Here is a 15799-nt window from a genome sequence, read left to right on the forward strand (position 1 = left end):
AATGAACGGCCCGGATCACGGGGCTGGGTCATGCCGTCTCGATCGTCCGGGTCGTGTCGGTCGACCAGATCGCTCTCAGGCCTGCATCCTGCAGTTCCCGCGACAGGATGTCGGCGCGGGCACGGCCCACGACGGTCAGGTCCGGATCCGGGCCGGTCTGCTTCTCCGCGTGACGGACAAGATAGATTGTCGTGTCTGGAACGGCAGGCGCGCTGGCGCAGGCGCCGAGGGCCAGGAATGACAGCGCGGCGAGGGTGCCGCGGCGGGTCAGGCTCATGCTGCGACGGGGCGATCCATCGGATCGTCCAGGGAGAAGGCTTCCGGTGTGGAACCGTGTTCTCTCAGGTGCTGCAGTTTCTGCCATCCGTCCTCCAGGGTCACTTTCTCTTCCTTCGGTGACCACCACATCACGAAACTCGGGCCCGCGGAACGGTCGATTTCCGCTGCCAAGCGCCGCATGCTCGGCGGGTGGGTCTTTCCGGAATAGGAAAATTCCCTGAGGCGCTCAAGAGAAGCCCAGCCCCCCATCGTTGACACATCCGGCGCCCCCATGCCTTCCGGATATGGAAAAATACCGTCCAAAGGCATCCACACACCATCGGGGCGGCGCACGCCGTGACGGTGGAAATGCAGGCCTTCAAACGCAACAGCATCCGCAAAAACGCGCGGCATGATGCTGACGAAAACTCGAATAAATTCATTTTCAAGACTGAACGCCCCAAGTGGGCGCGCACAGTTAAAATGAATAAGGCGATAATCCATCCCCAGCCTCCTGAAAGAACAGGAGATACCCAGAAGGAATTACCCTATTCTTAAAGGTGAGGCAGCAACCTAAATAAATCTTAGGTTACTTTCCGTGGAATTCGGCCGGGCGCTTTTCGAGGAAGGCTTTCACGCCCTCTGCGAAGTCCGCCGTCCGGCCGGCGGTGCGTTGAGCCATGCGCTCTGCGTGCAGGGCGTCGCCCATTCCGGTTTCGGTGGCGTCCCAGATCAGCTTGCGCATGCCGGCCAGGGCCACGGTCGGGCCGGTCGACAGGGTCTCGGCCCATTCCATGGCGGCTGCCATCAACTGGTCATCCTCGACCACCTTGTTGATCATGCCCCACTCCAGAGCCTTGTCTGCAGGGAGTTTTTCGCCGAGCAGCGCCATCTCCATGGCGCGGACACGGCCAACATTGCGGGCCAGCAGCCAGGTTGAGCCGCCATCCGGCACCAGACCGATACGGCGGAAGGCCTGCATGAAGTAGGCGCTCTTCCCGGCCACGATCAGGTCGCCCATCAGGCCGATGGAGCAGCCGACACCGGCAGCGGCGCCGTTGATTGCAGTGATCACCGGATGGGGATGTTCGCGGATGGCGACGATCATCGGATTGTAGTGGGTATCCAGCGGACGGCCGGCATCTGGCTTGGAGCCTGGATGGCTAAGCGACGGGCCCGAAACCTTGCCGAGATTGGCGCCCGAGCAGAAGCCGCGGCCATTGCCGGTGATGACGGTGCAGCGGGCCTCGTCGGCGGCTTTTTCGAGGGCGTGCAGCATCTCCTGCGCGGTATCGACGCCGCAGGCATTCATCGTTTTCGGGTCATTGAAGGCGATGACGGCGATATTGCCCTTCAATTCGTAGGAAATCAGCTCGTAGCTCATTGTCGCCCTCCCTTTGGCGTGTCTCGTGATCTGACGGCAATCTAGCCGTCCCACGCCGCTTGTGAACGCCTCACCCGGCGGCAAGCCCAATCTCCCATTGTTAAGCCCTGAACGTGCGCTACACTGTTCAGAACAACCGATAAGCAGGGAGATCGGATCCATGGCCCTCGATAGCGCCTCCACCGCCGGCATGGCCGGCATTCTCGCGCGGCAAAAGGCTGCCCACATTCGCGATGGCATTCCCTCCGCGGCCAAGCGGATCGAGTGGCTCGACAAGGCGATCGACCTTCTGATCACTTATAATGACGAATTGGTCGATGCGATGTGCCAGGACTTCGGGCACCGCTCGAAGGACCAGTCGGGTTTCACCGATATCGCCGGCTCCATCGGTGCGCTGAAGCATGCGAAGAAACATGTCGCCAAATGGATGCGCCCGGAAAAGCGCAAGGCGGAATTCCCGCTCGGCCTGCTCGGCGCGAAAGCCCAGATCCAGTACCAGCCGAAAGGCGTGATCGGCGTCATCAGCCCGTGGAACTTCCCGGTCAATTTGACCTTCGCGCCGCTGGCTGGCGTGTTCGCCGCGGGTAACCGTTGCATGATCAAGCCGTCGGAGTTCACCGAACTCACGTCGGAAGTGATGAAGAAGGCGATCGAGCAATATTACGACGAGGAAGAAGTCGCCGTGATCACCGGTGGTCCGGAAATCGGCGCCGAGTTCACGAAACTCGCCTTCGATCACATCCTCTTCACCGGCGCGACGTCCATCGCCCACCACGTCATGCGTGCCGCGGCAGACAACCTCGTTCCGCTGACTCTGGAACTTGGCGGCAAGAGCCCGGTTGTGCTCGGCCGGTCAGCGGACTTGCAGAAGGCGGCGACCCGCATCATGGCGGGCAAGACGCTGAACGCCGGGCAGATCTGTCTTGCGCCGGACTATGCTTTCGTTCCGAAGGAAAAGACATCCGACTTTGTCGCCGCTGCGACCAAGGCGATCGAGACGATGTATCCGAGCGGCCTGAAGGACAATGACGACTACACGTCCATCGTGAACCAGCGCCACTTTGACCGCATCATGGGCTATATCGATGAAGCAAAATCGAAAGGCGCGGAGGTCATCGAGATCAATCCGACCGGAGAGAACTTCTCCCAGCAACCGCACCACAAAATCCCGCCACACATCATCGTCGACCCGTCCGACGACCTGAAAGTGATGCAGGACGAGATCTTCGGCCCGATCCTGCCGATCAAATCCTATTCGGACACAAAGGACACGATCGCTTACATCAACACCCACGACCGCCCGCTGGGGCTCTACTATTTCGGTGAAGACGCAGCGGAAAAGGACATGGTGCTCAACAACACCACGTCCGGCGGTGTGACCGTGAACGACGTGATCATGCACGTCGGCCAGGAAGACCTGCCCTTCGGCGGTGTCGGCCCGTCGGGTATGGGCTCCTATCATGGCCGGGAAGGCTTCCTGGAATTCAGTCACAAGAAATCTGTCTTTACACAGACGGGTAGCGAAATGATCTCGATGATCCGCCCGCCCTATGGCGAGAAATTCCGCAAGCAGATCCAGGGCAGGCTGAAGCGCTAGCCTGCCGCAACAGACCAAGAAAAAGGCCCCTCATCCCTTGCGGACGAGGGGCCTTTTTTCTGGCCGGTGGACGCTTAGCGTTTCAGGAAGGCCGGAATGTCATTGCCGAAGCCTTTGACGTTCTCCGGCGCTGGATCCAGGATGAGGTCGTCATCCTTGCGCTTGCGGTCACGCTTCGGCTTTTCCTTGCGCTCGGCGCGCTCGCGCTTCGGCTTTTCAGCCTTTTCAGCTTTCTCGGGCTTTTCAGACTTTTCGGCCTTTTCAGCTTTTTCCGGCTTGTCTGGTTTTGCCGCGGTTTCGGGCTCGGCTGGTGCGTCCTCTTTCACAGGCGTATCCGGCTGTTCGGAAACCGTCGTGGTTTCCGCGTCGTCCTTCTGCGTTTCCTCACGGCGGCTACGGCTGCGGCCACCGCTCGACCGCTCACCACGTCCACCCCGGCTGCGTACGCCATCGCGGCTGCTGCCACGGCGCCCGCGCCCGGACTTTTCCTCTGGTGGCAGGTTTTCGATTTCTTCGAGCAGGCCTTCCGGCATGAACTCTTCGACATCCTTGTCGATCATCTTGAGAACGAAGCCCCAGGATTTCTCATCGGCGGGCGAAACCAGCGTGTAGCTCTCGCCGGTGCGCCCGGCGCGGCCGGTACGGCCGATCCGGTGGATATAGTCTTCGTCCTTTGGCGGCGGGCCGTAATTGAACACGTGGCCGACATCCGGGATGTCCAGCCCGCGGGCCGCGACGTCGGACGCCACCAGCAGTTTCAGGTCGCCATCGCGGAACTTCTGCAGCGTCTCGGAACGCACCGATTGCGGAAGGTCGCCGTGGATGGGTGCAGCGTCGTGGCCGTGCTTGCTGAGCGAGGCGGCCACGATGTCCACTTCGACTTTGCGGTTGCAGAAGACGATGCCGTTTTTCACGTCGCAGGCTTCGATCACCCGGCGCAGCGCTGTACGCTTGGCCTTGGCATCATTGGTCGGCAGGTGAACGACATGCTGCGTGATCGTTGTTGCCGCATCGGTCGGGCGCGCCACTTCGATCTTGATCGGGTCCTGCTGGAAGGTTTTCGCAAGACGCTGGATGTCGGACGGGAAGGTCGCCGAGAACAGCAGGGTCTGGCGCCGCGGCGGCAGCTTCGTGCAGATTTTCTCGATGTCTGGGATGAAGCCCATGTCGAGCATGCGGTCGGCTTCGTCGATGATGAAGTATTCCACGCCCATCAGCAGCAGCTTGCCGCGATCAAACTGGTCGAGCAGGCGGCCGGGCGTGGCGATCAGGACGTCGACCCCGCGCTGCAGCAGGCCTTCCTGTTCCTTGAAGCTGACCCCGCCGATCAGCAGCGCCATGGTGAGCTTCAGATACTTGCCGTATTTCTCAAAGTTCTCGGCGACCTGCGCCGCGAGCTCACGCGTCGGACAGAGAATGAGACATCGCGGCATGCGGGCGCGGGCGCGGCCACGGGCCAGGCGGTGAATCATCGGCAGCACGAACGCGGCCGTCTTGCCGGTGCCGGTCTGCGCAATGCCTGTGACGTCGCGGCCTGCAATAACGTTGGGGATGGCTTCGGCCTGGATCGGTGTAGGGGTCTTGTAACCCGCTTCGTCCAAGGCCTTGAGGATATTCGGGCCGAGCCCGAGGTCGGCGAAAGTTGTTTCAGTCAATGTCTGTCGTTCCTGAGATGGAAGTTGTTACCCGGTGCGGCCCGTATGGCCGCCAACATTCCGCTTTCCGTACACCCTTGTACGTTCCGCGGACCGGGCGCTTTCCATGCCCGGAGCGTCTTGTGCGCTGCACATAGTGTATTTCGGGCGTCAGGTGAAGGGGCTGCGTTCAGGGGGCGGAGTCAGCCAGCACGGGGTGTGTCCCGGTATTTCATGACATCTTCGATCAGCATGCTCAGGACACGTTTGGACTGGCCCATGTCCGACAACTGCCCCGGCACGGTGATGCCGCCCGTCAGCAGGGTGCCGGCTTCCTGCGCTTCCAGCGTGATGATCAGATCACCTTCCCACGACCAGATGGACGAGAGCATCTTCGAGCGGATGATGCAGCCATTCTCGGCATCGGTGATGTGTTCAACGGGCTGGCTGCGGCTGGCGAGGGAACAGAGCACGGCCGCCAAGGTCTCGCCGAACGTGTTACGGAAGCCCTGCGTAATATCCCGGCTGGTCTTCATGCCCAGTTTTGCGGAGATCGGCAGGGAAATATCCTTGATCAGCTGCAGAGGCGGGGCGGGGCCTGCGCCGGTGATCATCATCACCGGGCGGGCAAACTTGTAGAACTGTTCCGCTGAAATGCCCTTGGGGTTGGCGTCTGTGACGGCCTCGATCCGGGCGCGTACCTCAGGGTGCCCCATGATCTCGCGCGGATTCATGGACGCGCGCCAGTCTATGGAGGGGTCGGATTCGGGCGGAGATGTTGCCGGGGTCGGCGCGTCGCCGGAATCGGCGTTTGCTTTTGGTGCGCCGCACTGGGCGCAAAATCTGTCAGTCTCACCGAACTTTCGGCCGCACTGCGTACAGAACATGGTCGGGTCCCCACGACATTTGTCGCAGGGACCCTACCTTAATTATGCGCCCGCGTCAGCGAGGTTCTGGTTCACGAAGTCCCAGTTCACCAGGCTCGTCAGGAAGGTGTCCATGTAGTTCGGACGGGAGTTCTGGTAGTCGAGATAGTAGGCGTGTTCCCACACATCCATGGTCAGAAGCGGAGTGGTGCCCTCTTCGGTCAGCGGGGTTTCAGCGTTCGGCGTCTTGGTGATCGCCAGCTTGCCATCCTTCAGGACCAGCCAGGCCCAGCCGGAACCGAACTGGCCGCCGCCAGCAGCCTTGAACGCTTTGACGAACTCGTCATAGCCGCCAAGGTCGCGGTCGATCAGCTCAGCGGCCTTGCCATGCGGCTTGCCGCCGCCACCCGGTTTCATCGAGTGCCAGTAGAAGGTGTGGTTCCACACCTGGGCGGCATTGTTGAACATGCCGGCCTTGGAGGCGTCCGCTGCGGCAATCTTGACGATCTCTTCGAGCGACTTGCTTTCGAGGTCTGTGCCTTCGATCAGGCCATTCAGGTTGGTGACATATGCCTGATGGTGCTTGCCATAGTGAAAGTTCAATGTCTGTTCGGAAATATGCGGGGCCAGCGCGTCACGCCCATAGGGAAGATCGGGAAGTGTGAATGCCATCTGGAAATCCTTTCTTGCAGGTATGTATCTGGTAGATAAGCGCGTCATCCGACATATGGGTTCCATGCCGAACAAGACCACCCCCCTTTCCAAAACACAGTGGGCCGCAATCGACAAGCGGGTCCGCAAGGTTGATGAAGACCGCTGGATCTCCAGCCGTTATGCGCCCGCGGCCCAGCGAAAGGCCCTGACAGCGCTCTATGCGCTCGCCTATGAGCTGGCCCGTGTGCGGTTGGCGGTTTCAGAGGAAACGCTCGGCCTGATTCGCTTTCAGTGGTGGCGTGAAGCGCTGAGCGAGCTGGAAGAGGGCAAGGCGCCCCGCGAACACGATGTCTGCCTCGCGCTTGCGGAAGAGGTTGCGGCTGGCCGTTTGAAGCCTGCCGCCATGCAAAGGCTGGTCGATGGCTATGAAGCGGCCTTTGTCGCGGAGGATCGCAGCAAGGAACCTGAAGCCTGGCTCGCCCTGATCGCGGCCAGCATGCTGACCAGCCACCATGACTGGGCAGAGGAAATCGGCGAAGTCGCGCCGGCCTATGCCGCGCTGCGCCGCTCAGAGACGAAAGCTTTCGGCCCGCACGTGAAGCCAGTGCCGAAGTCCATCCGCCCGGCCGTCGCCCATTACCGCCTGCGAAAGCACTATAGCGAAAAAGGCGAACCGGACGCGGTCACCAAACGCCTCAGCATCCTGAAAGCCATAAGGACCGGACAGGTCTAGACTTCGAACGCTTTCAGGATCGGGCAAGGGCCGCCGTCGGTGTCGTCGCAACGGTCAGCCAGCCGGTTCAGCGAAGCGCGGGCGCGTTTCAGTTCCTTGATCTGAAGGTCCAGCGCGTCGATCCGGCTGCGGGCCATCTGGCGCACTTCGGCGCGATCGGATGTTGCGTCGAGTTCGATCAGTCGGGCGATCTGCTTCAGCGTAAAGCCGGCAGCCTGGGCAGACCGGATGAAACTCAGCCGCTCTATGTCGGGTGCGCCGTACTTGCGGGTTCCGCCGGATAGGCCGCCTGAAGACGGTCTTGCCGGAAGCGCGATGAGGCCGAGGCGCTGGTAGTACCTGACGGTCTCCACTCCCACACCGCCCGCGCGGGCGAGCTGCCCGATGCTCATCTGATTTTCGTCTTGCAACCGTACCATGGTACGGAACTTATATGCGGCGGAGATGTTCTTCAAGCGGAGCTGATCCCATGCCGAATTCCAAACCCGTTGCCGTTCTCTACCGGATGAAAACGCCGGAACACATTTGTCCGTTCGGGCTTCGTAGCCGTGCCTTGCTTCGCCGAAAGGGATTCGATGTGGACGACCGGCTGCTGACATCCCGGGAGGAGGCCGACGCCTTCAAGGCGGAACAGGATGTGAAGACGACGCCGCAAACCTTCATCGATGGACAGCGTGTCGGCGGTCACGAAGACCTGCGGAGATATCTTGGGCTGACCGTCAAGGACAAGAACCGGAAAACCTATATACCGGTGATCGCAATCTTTGCCTCTGCCGCCCTGATGGCCCTGGGCATGAGCTGGACAATGTACGGCACGCTGCTGACGGTTCGGGCGGCCGAATGGTTCATCGCCATCAGCATGTGTTTGCTGGCGGTGCAGAAGCTGCGTGATCTCGATTCCTTCACCAATACATTTCTCGGTTACGACCTGCTGGCGCGCCGCCATGTCCGGTATGCTTACATCTATCCGTTTGCTGAGCTGCTCGCGGGCGCACTGATGATCGCGGGCGCTCTGATGTGGTTCGCTGCGCCACTGGCGCTCTTCATTGGCGCAATCGGGGCAGTCTCGGTTTATCGGGCCGTTTATGTCGAGAAGCGCGACCTGAAATGCGCGTGCGTCGGCGGCAGCTCCAATGTGCCGCTGGGCTTCGTATCACTGCTGGAGAACGTCATGATGGTGGCCATGGCGGGGTGGATGCTGTTGAAATAATTAGCCGACTTATTCAGCAGATACCATCGCCTGCGCCGCCAGCCAGCCATCAATGTGCTGCAGGGCGCGGGCGGCCTGGGCGCCTTTTTTGGCGCGGCCCTTGGCCTTGCCGCGCAGGCGCTTGCCGTTCTCGTCCTTCTTCGGGAAATCCTCGATATCCGGGAAAAGGCCGAAATTGATGTTCATAGGCTGGAAGGTCTGTTTGCCTTCAAGGTGGCCGCCGGTGATGTGCGTGACCAGCGCGCCGAGCGCCGTCGTTGGCGGCGGGGCATCCAGCGTCCAGCCAAGGCGTTCGGCAGCCGCAAAGCGGCCGGCGAGCAGGCCCATGGCTGCGCTTTCGACATAGCCTTCGACGCCCGTGACCTGACCGGCAAAGCGCAGGCGCGGCATGGACTTCATGCGCAGCTGGGCGTCCAGGAGTTTCGGCGAGTTCAGGAACGTGTTGCGGTGGATGCCACCAAGGCGCGCGAACTCTGCCTTTTCGAGGCCGGGGATCATGCGGAAGATGTCTGTCTGCGCGCCGTATTTCAGCTTGGTCTGGAAGCCGACCATGTTCCACAGCGTGCCGAGCGCATTGTCCTGGCGCAGCTGGACCACGGCGTGCGCCTTCACGTCCGGCTGGTGCGGATTGGTCAGGCCGACCGGCTTCATCGGGCCGAAGCGAAGAGTCTCGCGGCCGCGTTCCGCCATCACCTCGATCGGCAGGCAGCCTTCGAAATAGGGTGTATCCTTTTCCCAATCGCGGAACTCGGTCTTCTCGCCGGCGATCAGCGCGTCGATGAAGGCGTTGTACTGGTCTTCCGACAGCGGACAATTGATATAGGCCGCCGTGTCGCCGCCGGGGCCCGGCTTGTCATAGCGGCTCTGGCGCCAGGCTTTGTCCATGTCGATTGAGTCGAAATAGACGATCGGGGCGATGGCATCAAAGAAGGCGAGGTCGTCTTCGCCTGTATGCGCGTGGATGGCCTCGGCGAGTGGCAGGGAGGTCAGCGGGCCGGTGGCGACGATGACGCTATCCCAGTCCTCTGGTGGAATCCCGGCGATTTCTTCCCGCACGATGGTCACGTTTGGATGGGCTTCCAGCTTCGCGGTCACCGCTTCGGCAAAACCTTCGCGGTCGACAGCCAGTGCACTGCCGGCCGGTACCTGATGTTCCGCCGCGGTGGAAATGATCAGCCCGTTCGCCCGGCGCATCTCCTCGTGCAGCACGCCGACTGCATTGGACGTGTGATCGTCGGACCGGAACGAGTTCGAGCAGACGAGCTCGGCGAGCTTGTCGGTCTGGTGGGCCTCGGTGCCCTTCACGCCGCGCATTTCGTGCAGGATGACGGGCACGCCAGCATTCGCCGCCTGCCACGTCGCTTCCGATCCGGCCATGCCGCCGCCGATGATATGAATGGGTTTGATGCTCATGGGCGGGACATGCGCAGGCCGGCCCGTTCCGTCAAGACGGGGTTTGCGGCTGCGGCCGGGGGCGGTAAGGCATTCTGTATGGATTCAAATACTTCCTCCCCGGCGGTATCGCCTTCGATTCCGGACCTGATCGCTCAGGCCTGGCGCCTCGCTGCACAGGCCGCGCTGCCGAGCTTGCCATGGCTGGCCCTGCTGGCCTTGATGGGCGGTTTCTACAAATGGGCGCTCAACACAGGCGCGGGCGGCACAATGCTGACGCTGGCGGCGCTCGTTGTTCTCTTCCTGTCGGGGGTACAGGCCTCGCTGATGATTTACCGGGCGATGATTCCGGAAGCGAAAGGGGCGTTCATGGCCCTGATGCACATGAACCTCGCCGTATATCTCGCCTTCTTCTTCATCAGCTTCTTCATATTTTTCTTCGTCGGCATCTTCGGCGTGGTGATGCTGCAGCTGTCCGGTCTGGTGGATCTCGCCGCTGAGGGGGCCGACGAGCAAATCCCCGCCGCGCTGGCGGGCATGATGTCGATGCCATATGGCTGGGCGCTCTCCGCTGTCTATGCCACCGGACTCGGCGGGCTGGCCTTTCTGGCTCTGCGTCTTCTGCTGGCAGGCGCCGCAACGGTGCAGACGGGGCGGGTCATGGTGTTTCGCACCTGGCGCTGGACCAAGGGGGATGTGCTCCGACTGGGTGCAGCAAGCCTCGCCACGCATGTGCTGCCGTTCCTGGCCGGGTATGTCGCCAATCTGGTGATCGTCGGTGCAGCGGGTCAGGGGGAAGTTGCCACATTCGCAACCGGGGTCACCGGCCTGTTCCTGCAGGCACCGTTCATTCTTGCGGGTCATGGTCTGGCTGTGGCCGCGTTGCGGGCCGCGCATCCTCCTGCAAACGTTGCCTAAGCCCCCGAAACCGGCTTAATTTCCCGCTTGAGGGGCAAATCAGAGGGACGCAGCATGGCCAGCCGGTTCACTTTCGACGGGGCGCTGATGTTCGGCTTCCGCGCGGCGCATGCGCGGGCCTTTCCCTGGAAATACGCGCTTGCTTTTGCGGTCGTCAGCACAGTGCTTTCGGCCGTGTTCGCCTGGGTGGTGAAGGATACGCTGTTCGGATTCATCCGTTCGGTGGAACAGCTGGATCAATCCGGGATAGATGATCCGGCGATCATCTTCCGGGCGATGTTCAACATGTTCGGCAGCCTGATCCCGACAGCCGTCATTGCAAGCCTCGTCAGCCTCGTCGTCTGGGCCATGTTCATGACCGCCACGCAGCGCCGCTATATCCGGGATGAGGACTTCTCGATCCGTTTCGGCCCGGATGAGTTACGTATGATGGGGGCAGGCTTCGTATGGTTTGCCGCGCTTTCGGTCGTCTACATCGTGCCGCTGCTGGTCATGTTGCCGGTGTTCGGCCTGATCACGGATTTCTACCACGGCGACATCACCGAGGAGCAAATGGCGATGTCCATGCTCGGCCGGGCTGGTATCGTCTCGGTGTTCTTTCTGGTGACGCTGCCGGTCTATGTTTTCTTCGCAACGCGATTTTCGCCAGTGTTCGCCATGACGTTCAAGGAAGGCAAGATCACCTTCGGTGATGCCTGGATTGCGTCGCGCGGCCGGTTCTGGCCGATCCTTGGGGCTTACCTGATCATTGCGATCGTCGGCGGCATGGCTGTCGGCTTTGCTTCGACCATTCTGGAAATGCTGGTCACGCCCGTATGGGTGAATTCACTGGGCGTTGTGGATGACGTGTCTGACCTGGAGAGCCTGTTCACGCCTGCCGTCATCGCCGGGCTGCTCGTTTACACCTTCATCCGCTATTTCCTGTCAGGATTGCTGATGCATTTTGTGAACGGCCCTGCAGCTTTCGCCGCCCGGCATGACCCGCGCGGCAGTGTGGATGACGCGCTGAACGTGTCAGAATTCGACTGAGGCGAAGGCCAATGAACCCCATCCAGTTCAATTTCGGAAACGCGGTCACCCATTTCACCAAGACGGATGGGCCAGCGGGATTCCTGTGGAAATTCGCGCTGGCTTACGCCGTCTGTGCGTGTCTGGTACAGGCCGTCTCGGTCGTCCTGCAATGGCCGGTGTACGAGGCCTATGTCCAGCTGTTCACAAGCGGTGGAGACTTTGATCGCTACGCTGAAGACCTTGAAAACGTGTCTGTCGCGACATCGCTGGGAGGCCTGCTGGTCATGCCGCTCGGTGTCCTGCTCTGGATCGTGTTCGAAGGGGCGAACCAGCGCCGCTATATGCGGGGAGAAGGGTTTGGTTTGCGGATCAGCGGTGACGAAGGGCGTCTCCTGATCGTCGGCCTTATCTGGATCGCACTGTTCATCGGCATGTATATCGGATTAGCCATCACCATCGTTATTCCGGTCGCCGCCGGATTCGCACTGGCGCCAGACGGTGTCATTCTGGCGGTGTTGCTCGGCCTGGTGCTGATGGTTGGCTATATCGTGCTGATCCTGTGGCTTTCCGCGCGCCTCTCTGCTGCCGCAGCCCTGACAGTGAGGGACCGCCAGATCCGCTTCTTTGAATCCTGGCGCGTCACGCGGGGCAAAGGCTGGACGATCCTCGGATCGTGGATCGTTCTGGGGCTCATCGCCTTTGTGGTGCTGATCCTGTTCTACATGCTGCTCGCAGCGCTCGGCTTTGGCTTGTTGTCGGCGCAGGTGCCCGGCCTGATGGACGGAGATGCCTCCGAAGACGACATCTTCGGAGCGATAGCGTCCCCCATGTTCTGGCTGCCGATGCTGGCGGTGGTGGTGGCTTTCACCATCGCGCAATCCACGCTGATGCACATCTTCAGCGGGCCAGCCGCGCTCGCGGCCCGCACCGATCCGGAATGGATCAGCGCGGGCATGCTCGGCGAATTTGACTAGGCAGGGGCAATTCCGCTGCTATTTGGCGGAACTCGTGGCCTTCGTCTTGCGCCCCTTGGCGGGCGTCTTCGCTGGTGCTTTCTTCGCGGCGGGTTTCTTCGCAACAGCCTTGGGCGACGTTGATTTTTTCGCTGCTGTCTTGCTGGCAGTCTTCTTTTCCGCGGCTGCCGGTTTTGCCCGCTTGTTGCGCGCCGCGCGGCGTTCGTCCTGGCGGCGGAAGGTCTCTGCTAGGAACCGTCCGGTCCAGCTTTCCTTCGAGGCGGCGATATCTTCCGGCGTGCCGGCTGCGATCAACTGGCCGCCGCCATCGCCGCCTTCCGGGCCGATGTCCAACACCCAATCGGCGGTCTTCACGACGTCCAGATTGTGCTCGATCACCAGAACCGTGTTGCCGCCATCGACCAGCTCATGCAGCACTTCCAGCAGCTTGCGCACATCCTCGAAATGCAGGCCGGTGGTCGGCTCGTCCAGGATGTACAGTGTGCGGCCGGTTGCCCGTTTCGAGAGCTCCTTGGCGAGCTTCACACGCTGCGCCTCACCGCCGGACAGGGTTGTCGCCTGCTGGCCGACCTTGATATAGCCGAGGCCGACGCGGTTCAGCGTTTCCAGCTTGTTGGCGATGGCCGGCACGGCGGAGAAGAATTTCGCGCCATCCTCCACCGTCATGTCCAGCACGTCGGCAATGGACTTGCCCTTGAACTTCACTTCCAGCGTTTCGCGATTGTAGCGCTGGCCCTTGCAGGTTTCGCAGGTCACGTAGACATCCGGCAGGAAGTGCATCTCGATCTTGATGACGCCATCGCCTTCACAGGCCTCGCAGCGGCCACCCTTGACGTTGAAGCTGAACCGGCCCGGCGCATAGCCGCGGGCCTTTGCTTCCGGCAGGCCGGCATACCAGTCGCGGATCGGACCGAAGGCGCCCGTATAGGTCGCAGGGTTGGAGCGGGGCGTTCGACCGATCGGGCTCTGGTCGATGTCGATGACCTTGTCGAGGTGTTCGAGGCCCTGAATGCTTTCATAGGGCAGCGGCGGGCTGGAGGCGCCGTTCAGCTTGCGGGCCAGCGCCTTGTAAAGCGTTTCGATGATGAGGGTCGACTTGCCGCCGCCGGAGACGCCCGTGACACAGGTGAAGCTGCCCAGCGGAATGGTCGCGTTGACGTTCTTGAGGTTGTTGCCGGTCGCGCCTTTCAGCGTAATCTTGCGCTTCGCCTTTTCGACCACGCGGCGCTTCGGGATGGCGATCTCGCGCGTGCCGTTCAGATAATCCGCCGTCAGACTTTCCTTGCACTTGAGGATGTCCGCGGGTGTGCCTTCGGCGATGATCTCGCCGCCATGAACCCCGGCGCGGGGGCCCATGTCGATTACATGATCTGCCGTCAGGATCGCATCCTCGTCATGCTCCACCACGATGACGGAGTTGCCGAGATCGCGCAGACGCTTCAGCGTTTCGAGAAGGCGCTCATTGTCGCGCTGGTGCAGGCCGATGCTGGGCTCGTCCAGCACGTAGAGCACACCGGTCAGGCCGGAGCCGATCTGGCTGGCAAGTCGGATACGCTGGCTTTCGCCGCCCGACAGCGTGCCGGACGCGCGCGACAGGCTAAGATAGTCGAGGCCGACATCATTGAGGAAATTGAGCCGGTCATTGATCTCCTTCAGGATGCGGGAGGCGATCTGGTTCTGCTGCCTGGTCAGCGTCTTGTGCGCGATGGCGAACCATTTGCCTGCTTCCCGGATGGAGAACTGACCGGCATCGGAAATGTCGAGCCCGGCGATCTTCACGGCCAGCGCTTCGGGCTTCAGGCGTTTGCCGCCACAGGCCGGGCAGGGTGCGGCCGCCTGGAATTTGCCGATCTCCTCGCGCACCCACTGGCTGTCGGTTTCACGATAGCGGCGCTCGAGATTCGGGATGACACCTTCGAACGTTTTCGTCACCTCGTAGCGGCGCATGCCGTCGTCATAGACGAAGTCGATTTCCTCTTCGCCGGTGCCGAACAGGATGACATCCTGAACCTTTTCGGAAAGCTTGTTCCAAGGACTCTTTAGGTCGAAGCCGTAGTGATCCGCCAAGGCCTGCAGCGTCTGGGTCTGGTAGGGTGAGGAGGATTTCGCCCAGGCGGCAATTGCGCCGTTCATCAGGTCGAGATCCTTGTCCGGCACGACCAGGCCGGCATCGATCTTCAGCTGTTCGCCAAGGCCGTCACAGGTCGGACAGGCGCCGAACGGATTGTTGAACGAGAAGAGACGCGGCTCGATTTCCGGAATGGTGAAGCCGGAGACAGGGCAGGCGAAATTGGCGCTGAACGTCACGCGGCGCGGCTCGGTCTCGTCATCAGCCTTGTCGGCGAATTCGGCGATGGCGATGCCGTCGGCGAGGCTGAGGGCGGTCTCGAAACTTTCGGCGAGGCGCTGTTCCATACCATCGCGCACGACGATCCGGTCGACCACGACATCGATATCGTGCTTGAATTTCTTGTCGAGCTTGGGCGGGCTTTCCAGTTCGTAGAACTCCCCATCCACCTTCACGCGCTGGTAGCCATTCTTCAGCAGCTCGGCGAATTCCTTGCGGTATTCGCCCTTCCGGCCACGGACGATCGGTGCAAGCAGATAGAGGCGCGATCCTTCCGGCAGGTCCAGCGTACGGTCCACCATCTGGCTGACCGTCTGGCTCTCGATGGGCAGGCCGGTTGCGGGCGAGTAGGGCACACCGACCCGCGCCCAGAGCAGGCGCATATAGTCGTAGATCTCGGTCACCGTGCCGACGGTGGAGCGTGGGTTCCGGCTCGTCGTCTTCTGCTCGATGGAGATGGCAGGCGAGAGGCCTTCGATGCTCTCCACATCCGGTTTCTGCATCAGTTCGAGGAACTGGCGCGCATAGGCCGAGAGGCTTTCGACATAACGGCGCTGGCCTTCGGCATAGATCGTGTCGAACGCGAGCGAGGATTTCCCTGAGCCGGACAGGCCGGTCATCACGACCAGTTCGCCGCGCGGAATGTCCACGTCGATATTCTTGAGATTATGTTCCTTGGCGCCGCGCACGCGGATGAAGGGGGACTCGGCCATGTCGAGAACTTTCGGGCTATTTTGCTCGTTACGTCTGCAAAACGGGATTTGGATTGGTGCTAGTGCTTATGTGTGTCGCGAGTCCAGCTTGACGACAAGAACAAAGTG

At 61.4% G+C, this 15799-nt stretch carries 15 protein-coding genes; 6 read left to right on the top strand and 9 right to left on the bottom strand.

Annotated elements, in window-relative coordinates:
• Positions 1-28 precede the first annotated feature (28 nt).
• The 3 genes from HY26_RS10325 to HY26_RS10335 form a co-directional block, all read right to left on the bottom strand.
• The gene (locus HY26_RS10325) at positions 29-277 is read right to left on the bottom strand and encodes a phosphoglycerate mutase family protein (RefSeq protein WP_158531467.1); all 249 of its coding nucleotides are present in this window, start codon (positions 275-277) and stop codon (positions 29-31) included.
• Positions 274-762 carry a DUF3291 domain-containing protein gene (locus HY26_RS10330; protein ID WP_051599854.1) on the bottom strand — a complete coding sequence of 163 codons (489 nt, stop codon included), beginning with the start codon at positions 760-762 and terminating at the stop codon, positions 274-276. Before HY26_RS10330 ends, HY26_RS10325 begins: the two co-directional genes overlap by 4 nt.
• Before the next feature lie 85 nt (positions 763-847).
• Positions 848-1642, bottom strand: a complete 795-nt coding sequence (locus tag HY26_RS10335) for an enoyl-CoA hydratase/isomerase (RefSeq protein ID WP_112073535.1) — start codon at positions 1640-1642, stop codon at positions 848-850.
• A gap of 160 nt (positions 1643-1802) precedes the next feature.
• Here HY26_RS10335 and HY26_RS10340 point away from each other — a divergent pair, with 160 nt between their 5' ends.
• Positions 1803-3239 carry a coniferyl aldehyde dehydrogenase gene (locus HY26_RS10340; RefSeq protein ID WP_034765898.1) on the top strand — a complete coding sequence of 479 codons (1437 nt, stop codon included), beginning with the start codon at positions 1803-1805 and terminating at the stop codon, positions 3237-3239.
• A gap of 74 nt (positions 3240-3313) precedes the next feature.
• Here the strand turns inward: HY26_RS10340 and HY26_RS10345 are convergent, their stop codons facing one another.
• The 3 genes from HY26_RS10345 to HY26_RS10355 all read right to left on the bottom strand — a co-directional run bounded on the left by HY26_RS10345 (position 3314) and on the right by HY26_RS10355 (position 6411).
• Positions 3314-4894, bottom strand: coding sequence for a DEAD/DEAH box helicase (locus tag HY26_RS10345; RefSeq protein ID WP_112073536.1), 1581 nt, complete (start codon positions 4892-4894; stop codon positions 3314-3316).
• A 182-nt stretch (positions 4895-5076) separates the two neighbouring features.
• Entirely contained in the window at positions 5077-5760 is a 684-nt protein-coding gene (locus HY26_RS10350; protein ID WP_146740206.1) for a zinc ribbon domain-containing protein, read from the bottom strand.
• A 42-nt stretch (positions 5761-5802) separates the two neighbouring features.
• Positions 5803-6411 (bottom strand): superoxide dismutase, encoded by a 609-nt coding sequence (locus HY26_RS10355; RefSeq protein ID WP_034765907.1) that lies wholly within the window; start codon positions 6409-6411, stop codon positions 5803-5805.
• 64 nt (positions 6412-6475) lie between these two features.
• Here HY26_RS10355 and HY26_RS10360 point away from each other — a divergent pair, with 64 nt between their 5' ends.
• The gene (locus HY26_RS10360; protein WP_158531468.1) at positions 6476-7126 is read left to right on the top strand and encodes a squalene/phytoene synthase family protein; all 651 of its coding nucleotides are present in this window, start codon (positions 6476-6478) and stop codon (positions 7124-7126) included.
• On the opposite strand, the gene HY26_RS10365 is transcribed toward HY26_RS10360, so the two are convergent.
• A complete protein-coding gene (locus tag HY26_RS10365; protein WP_233351594.1) occupies positions 7123-7545 on the bottom strand; it encodes a MerR family DNA-binding protein in 423 nt (140 codons plus the stop codon). The two genes, HY26_RS10360 and HY26_RS10365, sit on opposite strands and share 4 nt — an antisense overlap.
• A gap of 50 nt (positions 7546-7595) precedes the next feature.
• Between HY26_RS10365 and HY26_RS10370 the strand changes: the two genes are divergently transcribed.
• Positions 7596-8336, top strand: coding sequence for a MauE/DoxX family redox-associated membrane protein (locus HY26_RS10370; RefSeq protein WP_233351595.1), 741 nt, complete (start codon positions 7596-7598; stop codon positions 8334-8336).
• Positions 8337-8345: 9 nt separating this feature from the next.
• Here HY26_RS10370 and trmFO read toward each other — a convergent pair whose 3' ends face one another.
• Positions 8346-9749, bottom strand: coding sequence for a methylenetetrahydrofolate--tRNA-(uracil(54)-C(5))-methyltransferase (FADH(2)-oxidizing) TrmFO (gene trmFO, locus HY26_RS10375; RefSeq protein ID WP_034765919.1), 1404 nt, complete (start codon positions 9747-9749; stop codon positions 8346-8348).
• A 78-nt stretch (positions 9750-9827) separates the two neighbouring features.
• Between trmFO and HY26_RS10380 the strand changes: the two genes are divergently transcribed.
• The 3 genes from HY26_RS10380 to HY26_RS10390 are packed head-to-tail and all read left to right on the top strand — an operon-like array spanning position 9828 to position 12631.
• Entirely contained in the window at positions 9828-10646 is an 819-nt protein-coding gene (locus HY26_RS10380) for a hypothetical protein (protein ID WP_139068903.1), read from the top strand.
• Positions 10647-10700: 54 nt separating this feature from the next.
• A complete protein-coding gene (locus HY26_RS10385) occupies positions 10701-11675 on the top strand; it encodes a hypothetical protein (protein WP_034765922.1) in 975 nt (324 codons plus the stop codon).
• A gap of 11 nt (positions 11676-11686) precedes the next feature.
• Complete coding sequence (locus tag HY26_RS10390; RefSeq protein ID WP_112073538.1) at positions 11687-12631, top strand: hypothetical protein; 945 nt, start codon at positions 11687-11689, stop codon at positions 12629-12631.
• A gap of 18 nt (positions 12632-12649) precedes the next feature.
• Here HY26_RS10390 and uvrA read toward each other — a convergent pair whose 3' ends face one another.
• On the bottom strand, positions 12650-15691 hold the full coding sequence (gene uvrA, locus HY26_RS10395) for an excinuclease ABC subunit UvrA (protein ID WP_034765928.1): 3042 nt from the start codon (positions 15689-15691) through the stop codon (positions 12650-12652).
• Positions 15692-15799: the final 108 nt, after the last annotated feature.

The organism is Hyphomonas sp. GM-8P (genome assembly GCF_003263315.1).
Lineage (GTDB): Bacteria > Pseudomonadota > Alphaproteobacteria > Caulobacterales > Hyphomonadaceae > Hyphomonas.

Bases quoted from the DNA above. Each gene is read 5' to 3' on its own strand.
- HY26_RS10325 (WP_158531467.1), bottom strand. From the start codon at position 277: ATGAGCCTGACCCGCCGCGGCACCCTCGCCGCGCTGTCATTCCTGGCC.
- HY26_RS10330 (WP_051599854.1), bottom strand. From the start codon at position 762: ATGGATTATCGCCTTATTCATTTTAACTGTGCGCGCCCACTTGGGGCG.
- HY26_RS10335 (WP_112073535.1), bottom strand. From the start codon at position 1,642: ATGAGCTACGAGCTGATTTCCTACGAATTGAAGGGCAATATCGCCGTC.
- HY26_RS10340 (WP_034765898.1), top strand. From the start codon at position 1,803: ATGGCCCTCGATAGCGCCTCCACCGCCGGCATGGCCGGCATTCTCGCG.
- HY26_RS10350 (WP_146740206.1), bottom strand. From the start codon at position 5,760: ATGTTCTGTACGCAGTGCGGCCGAAAGTTCGGTGAGACTGACAGATTT.
- HY26_RS10355 (WP_034765907.1), bottom strand. From the start codon at position 6,411: ATGGCATTCACACTTCCCGATCTTCCCTATGGGCGTGACGCGCTGGCC.
- HY26_RS10360 (WP_158531468.1), top strand. From the start codon at position 6,476: ATGCCGAACAAGACCACCCCCCTTTCCAAAACACAGTGGGCCGCAATC.
- HY26_RS10365 (WP_233351594.1), bottom strand. From the start codon at position 7,545: ATGGTACGGTTGCAAGACGAAAATCAGATGAGCATCGGGCAGCTCGCC.
- HY26_RS10370 (WP_233351595.1), top strand. From the start codon at position 7,596: ATGCCGAATTCCAAACCCGTTGCCGTTCTCTACCGGATGAAAACGCCG.
- trmFO (WP_034765919.1), bottom strand. From the start codon at position 9,749: ATGAGCATCAAACCCATTCATATCATCGGCGGCGGCATGGCCGGATCG.
- HY26_RS10380 (WP_139068903.1), top strand. From the start codon at position 9,828: ATGGATTCAAATACTTCCTCCCCGGCGGTATCGCCTTCGATTCCGGAC.
- HY26_RS10385 (WP_034765922.1), top strand. From the start codon at position 10,701: ATGGCCAGCCGGTTCACTTTCGACGGGGCGCTGATGTTCGGCTTCCGC.
- HY26_RS10390 (WP_112073538.1), top strand. From the start codon at position 11,687: ATGAACCCCATCCAGTTCAATTTCGGAAACGCGGTCACCCATTTCACC.
- uvrA (WP_034765928.1), bottom strand. From the start codon at position 15,691: ATGGCCGAGTCCCCCTTCATCCGCGTGCGCGGCGCCAAGGAACATAAT.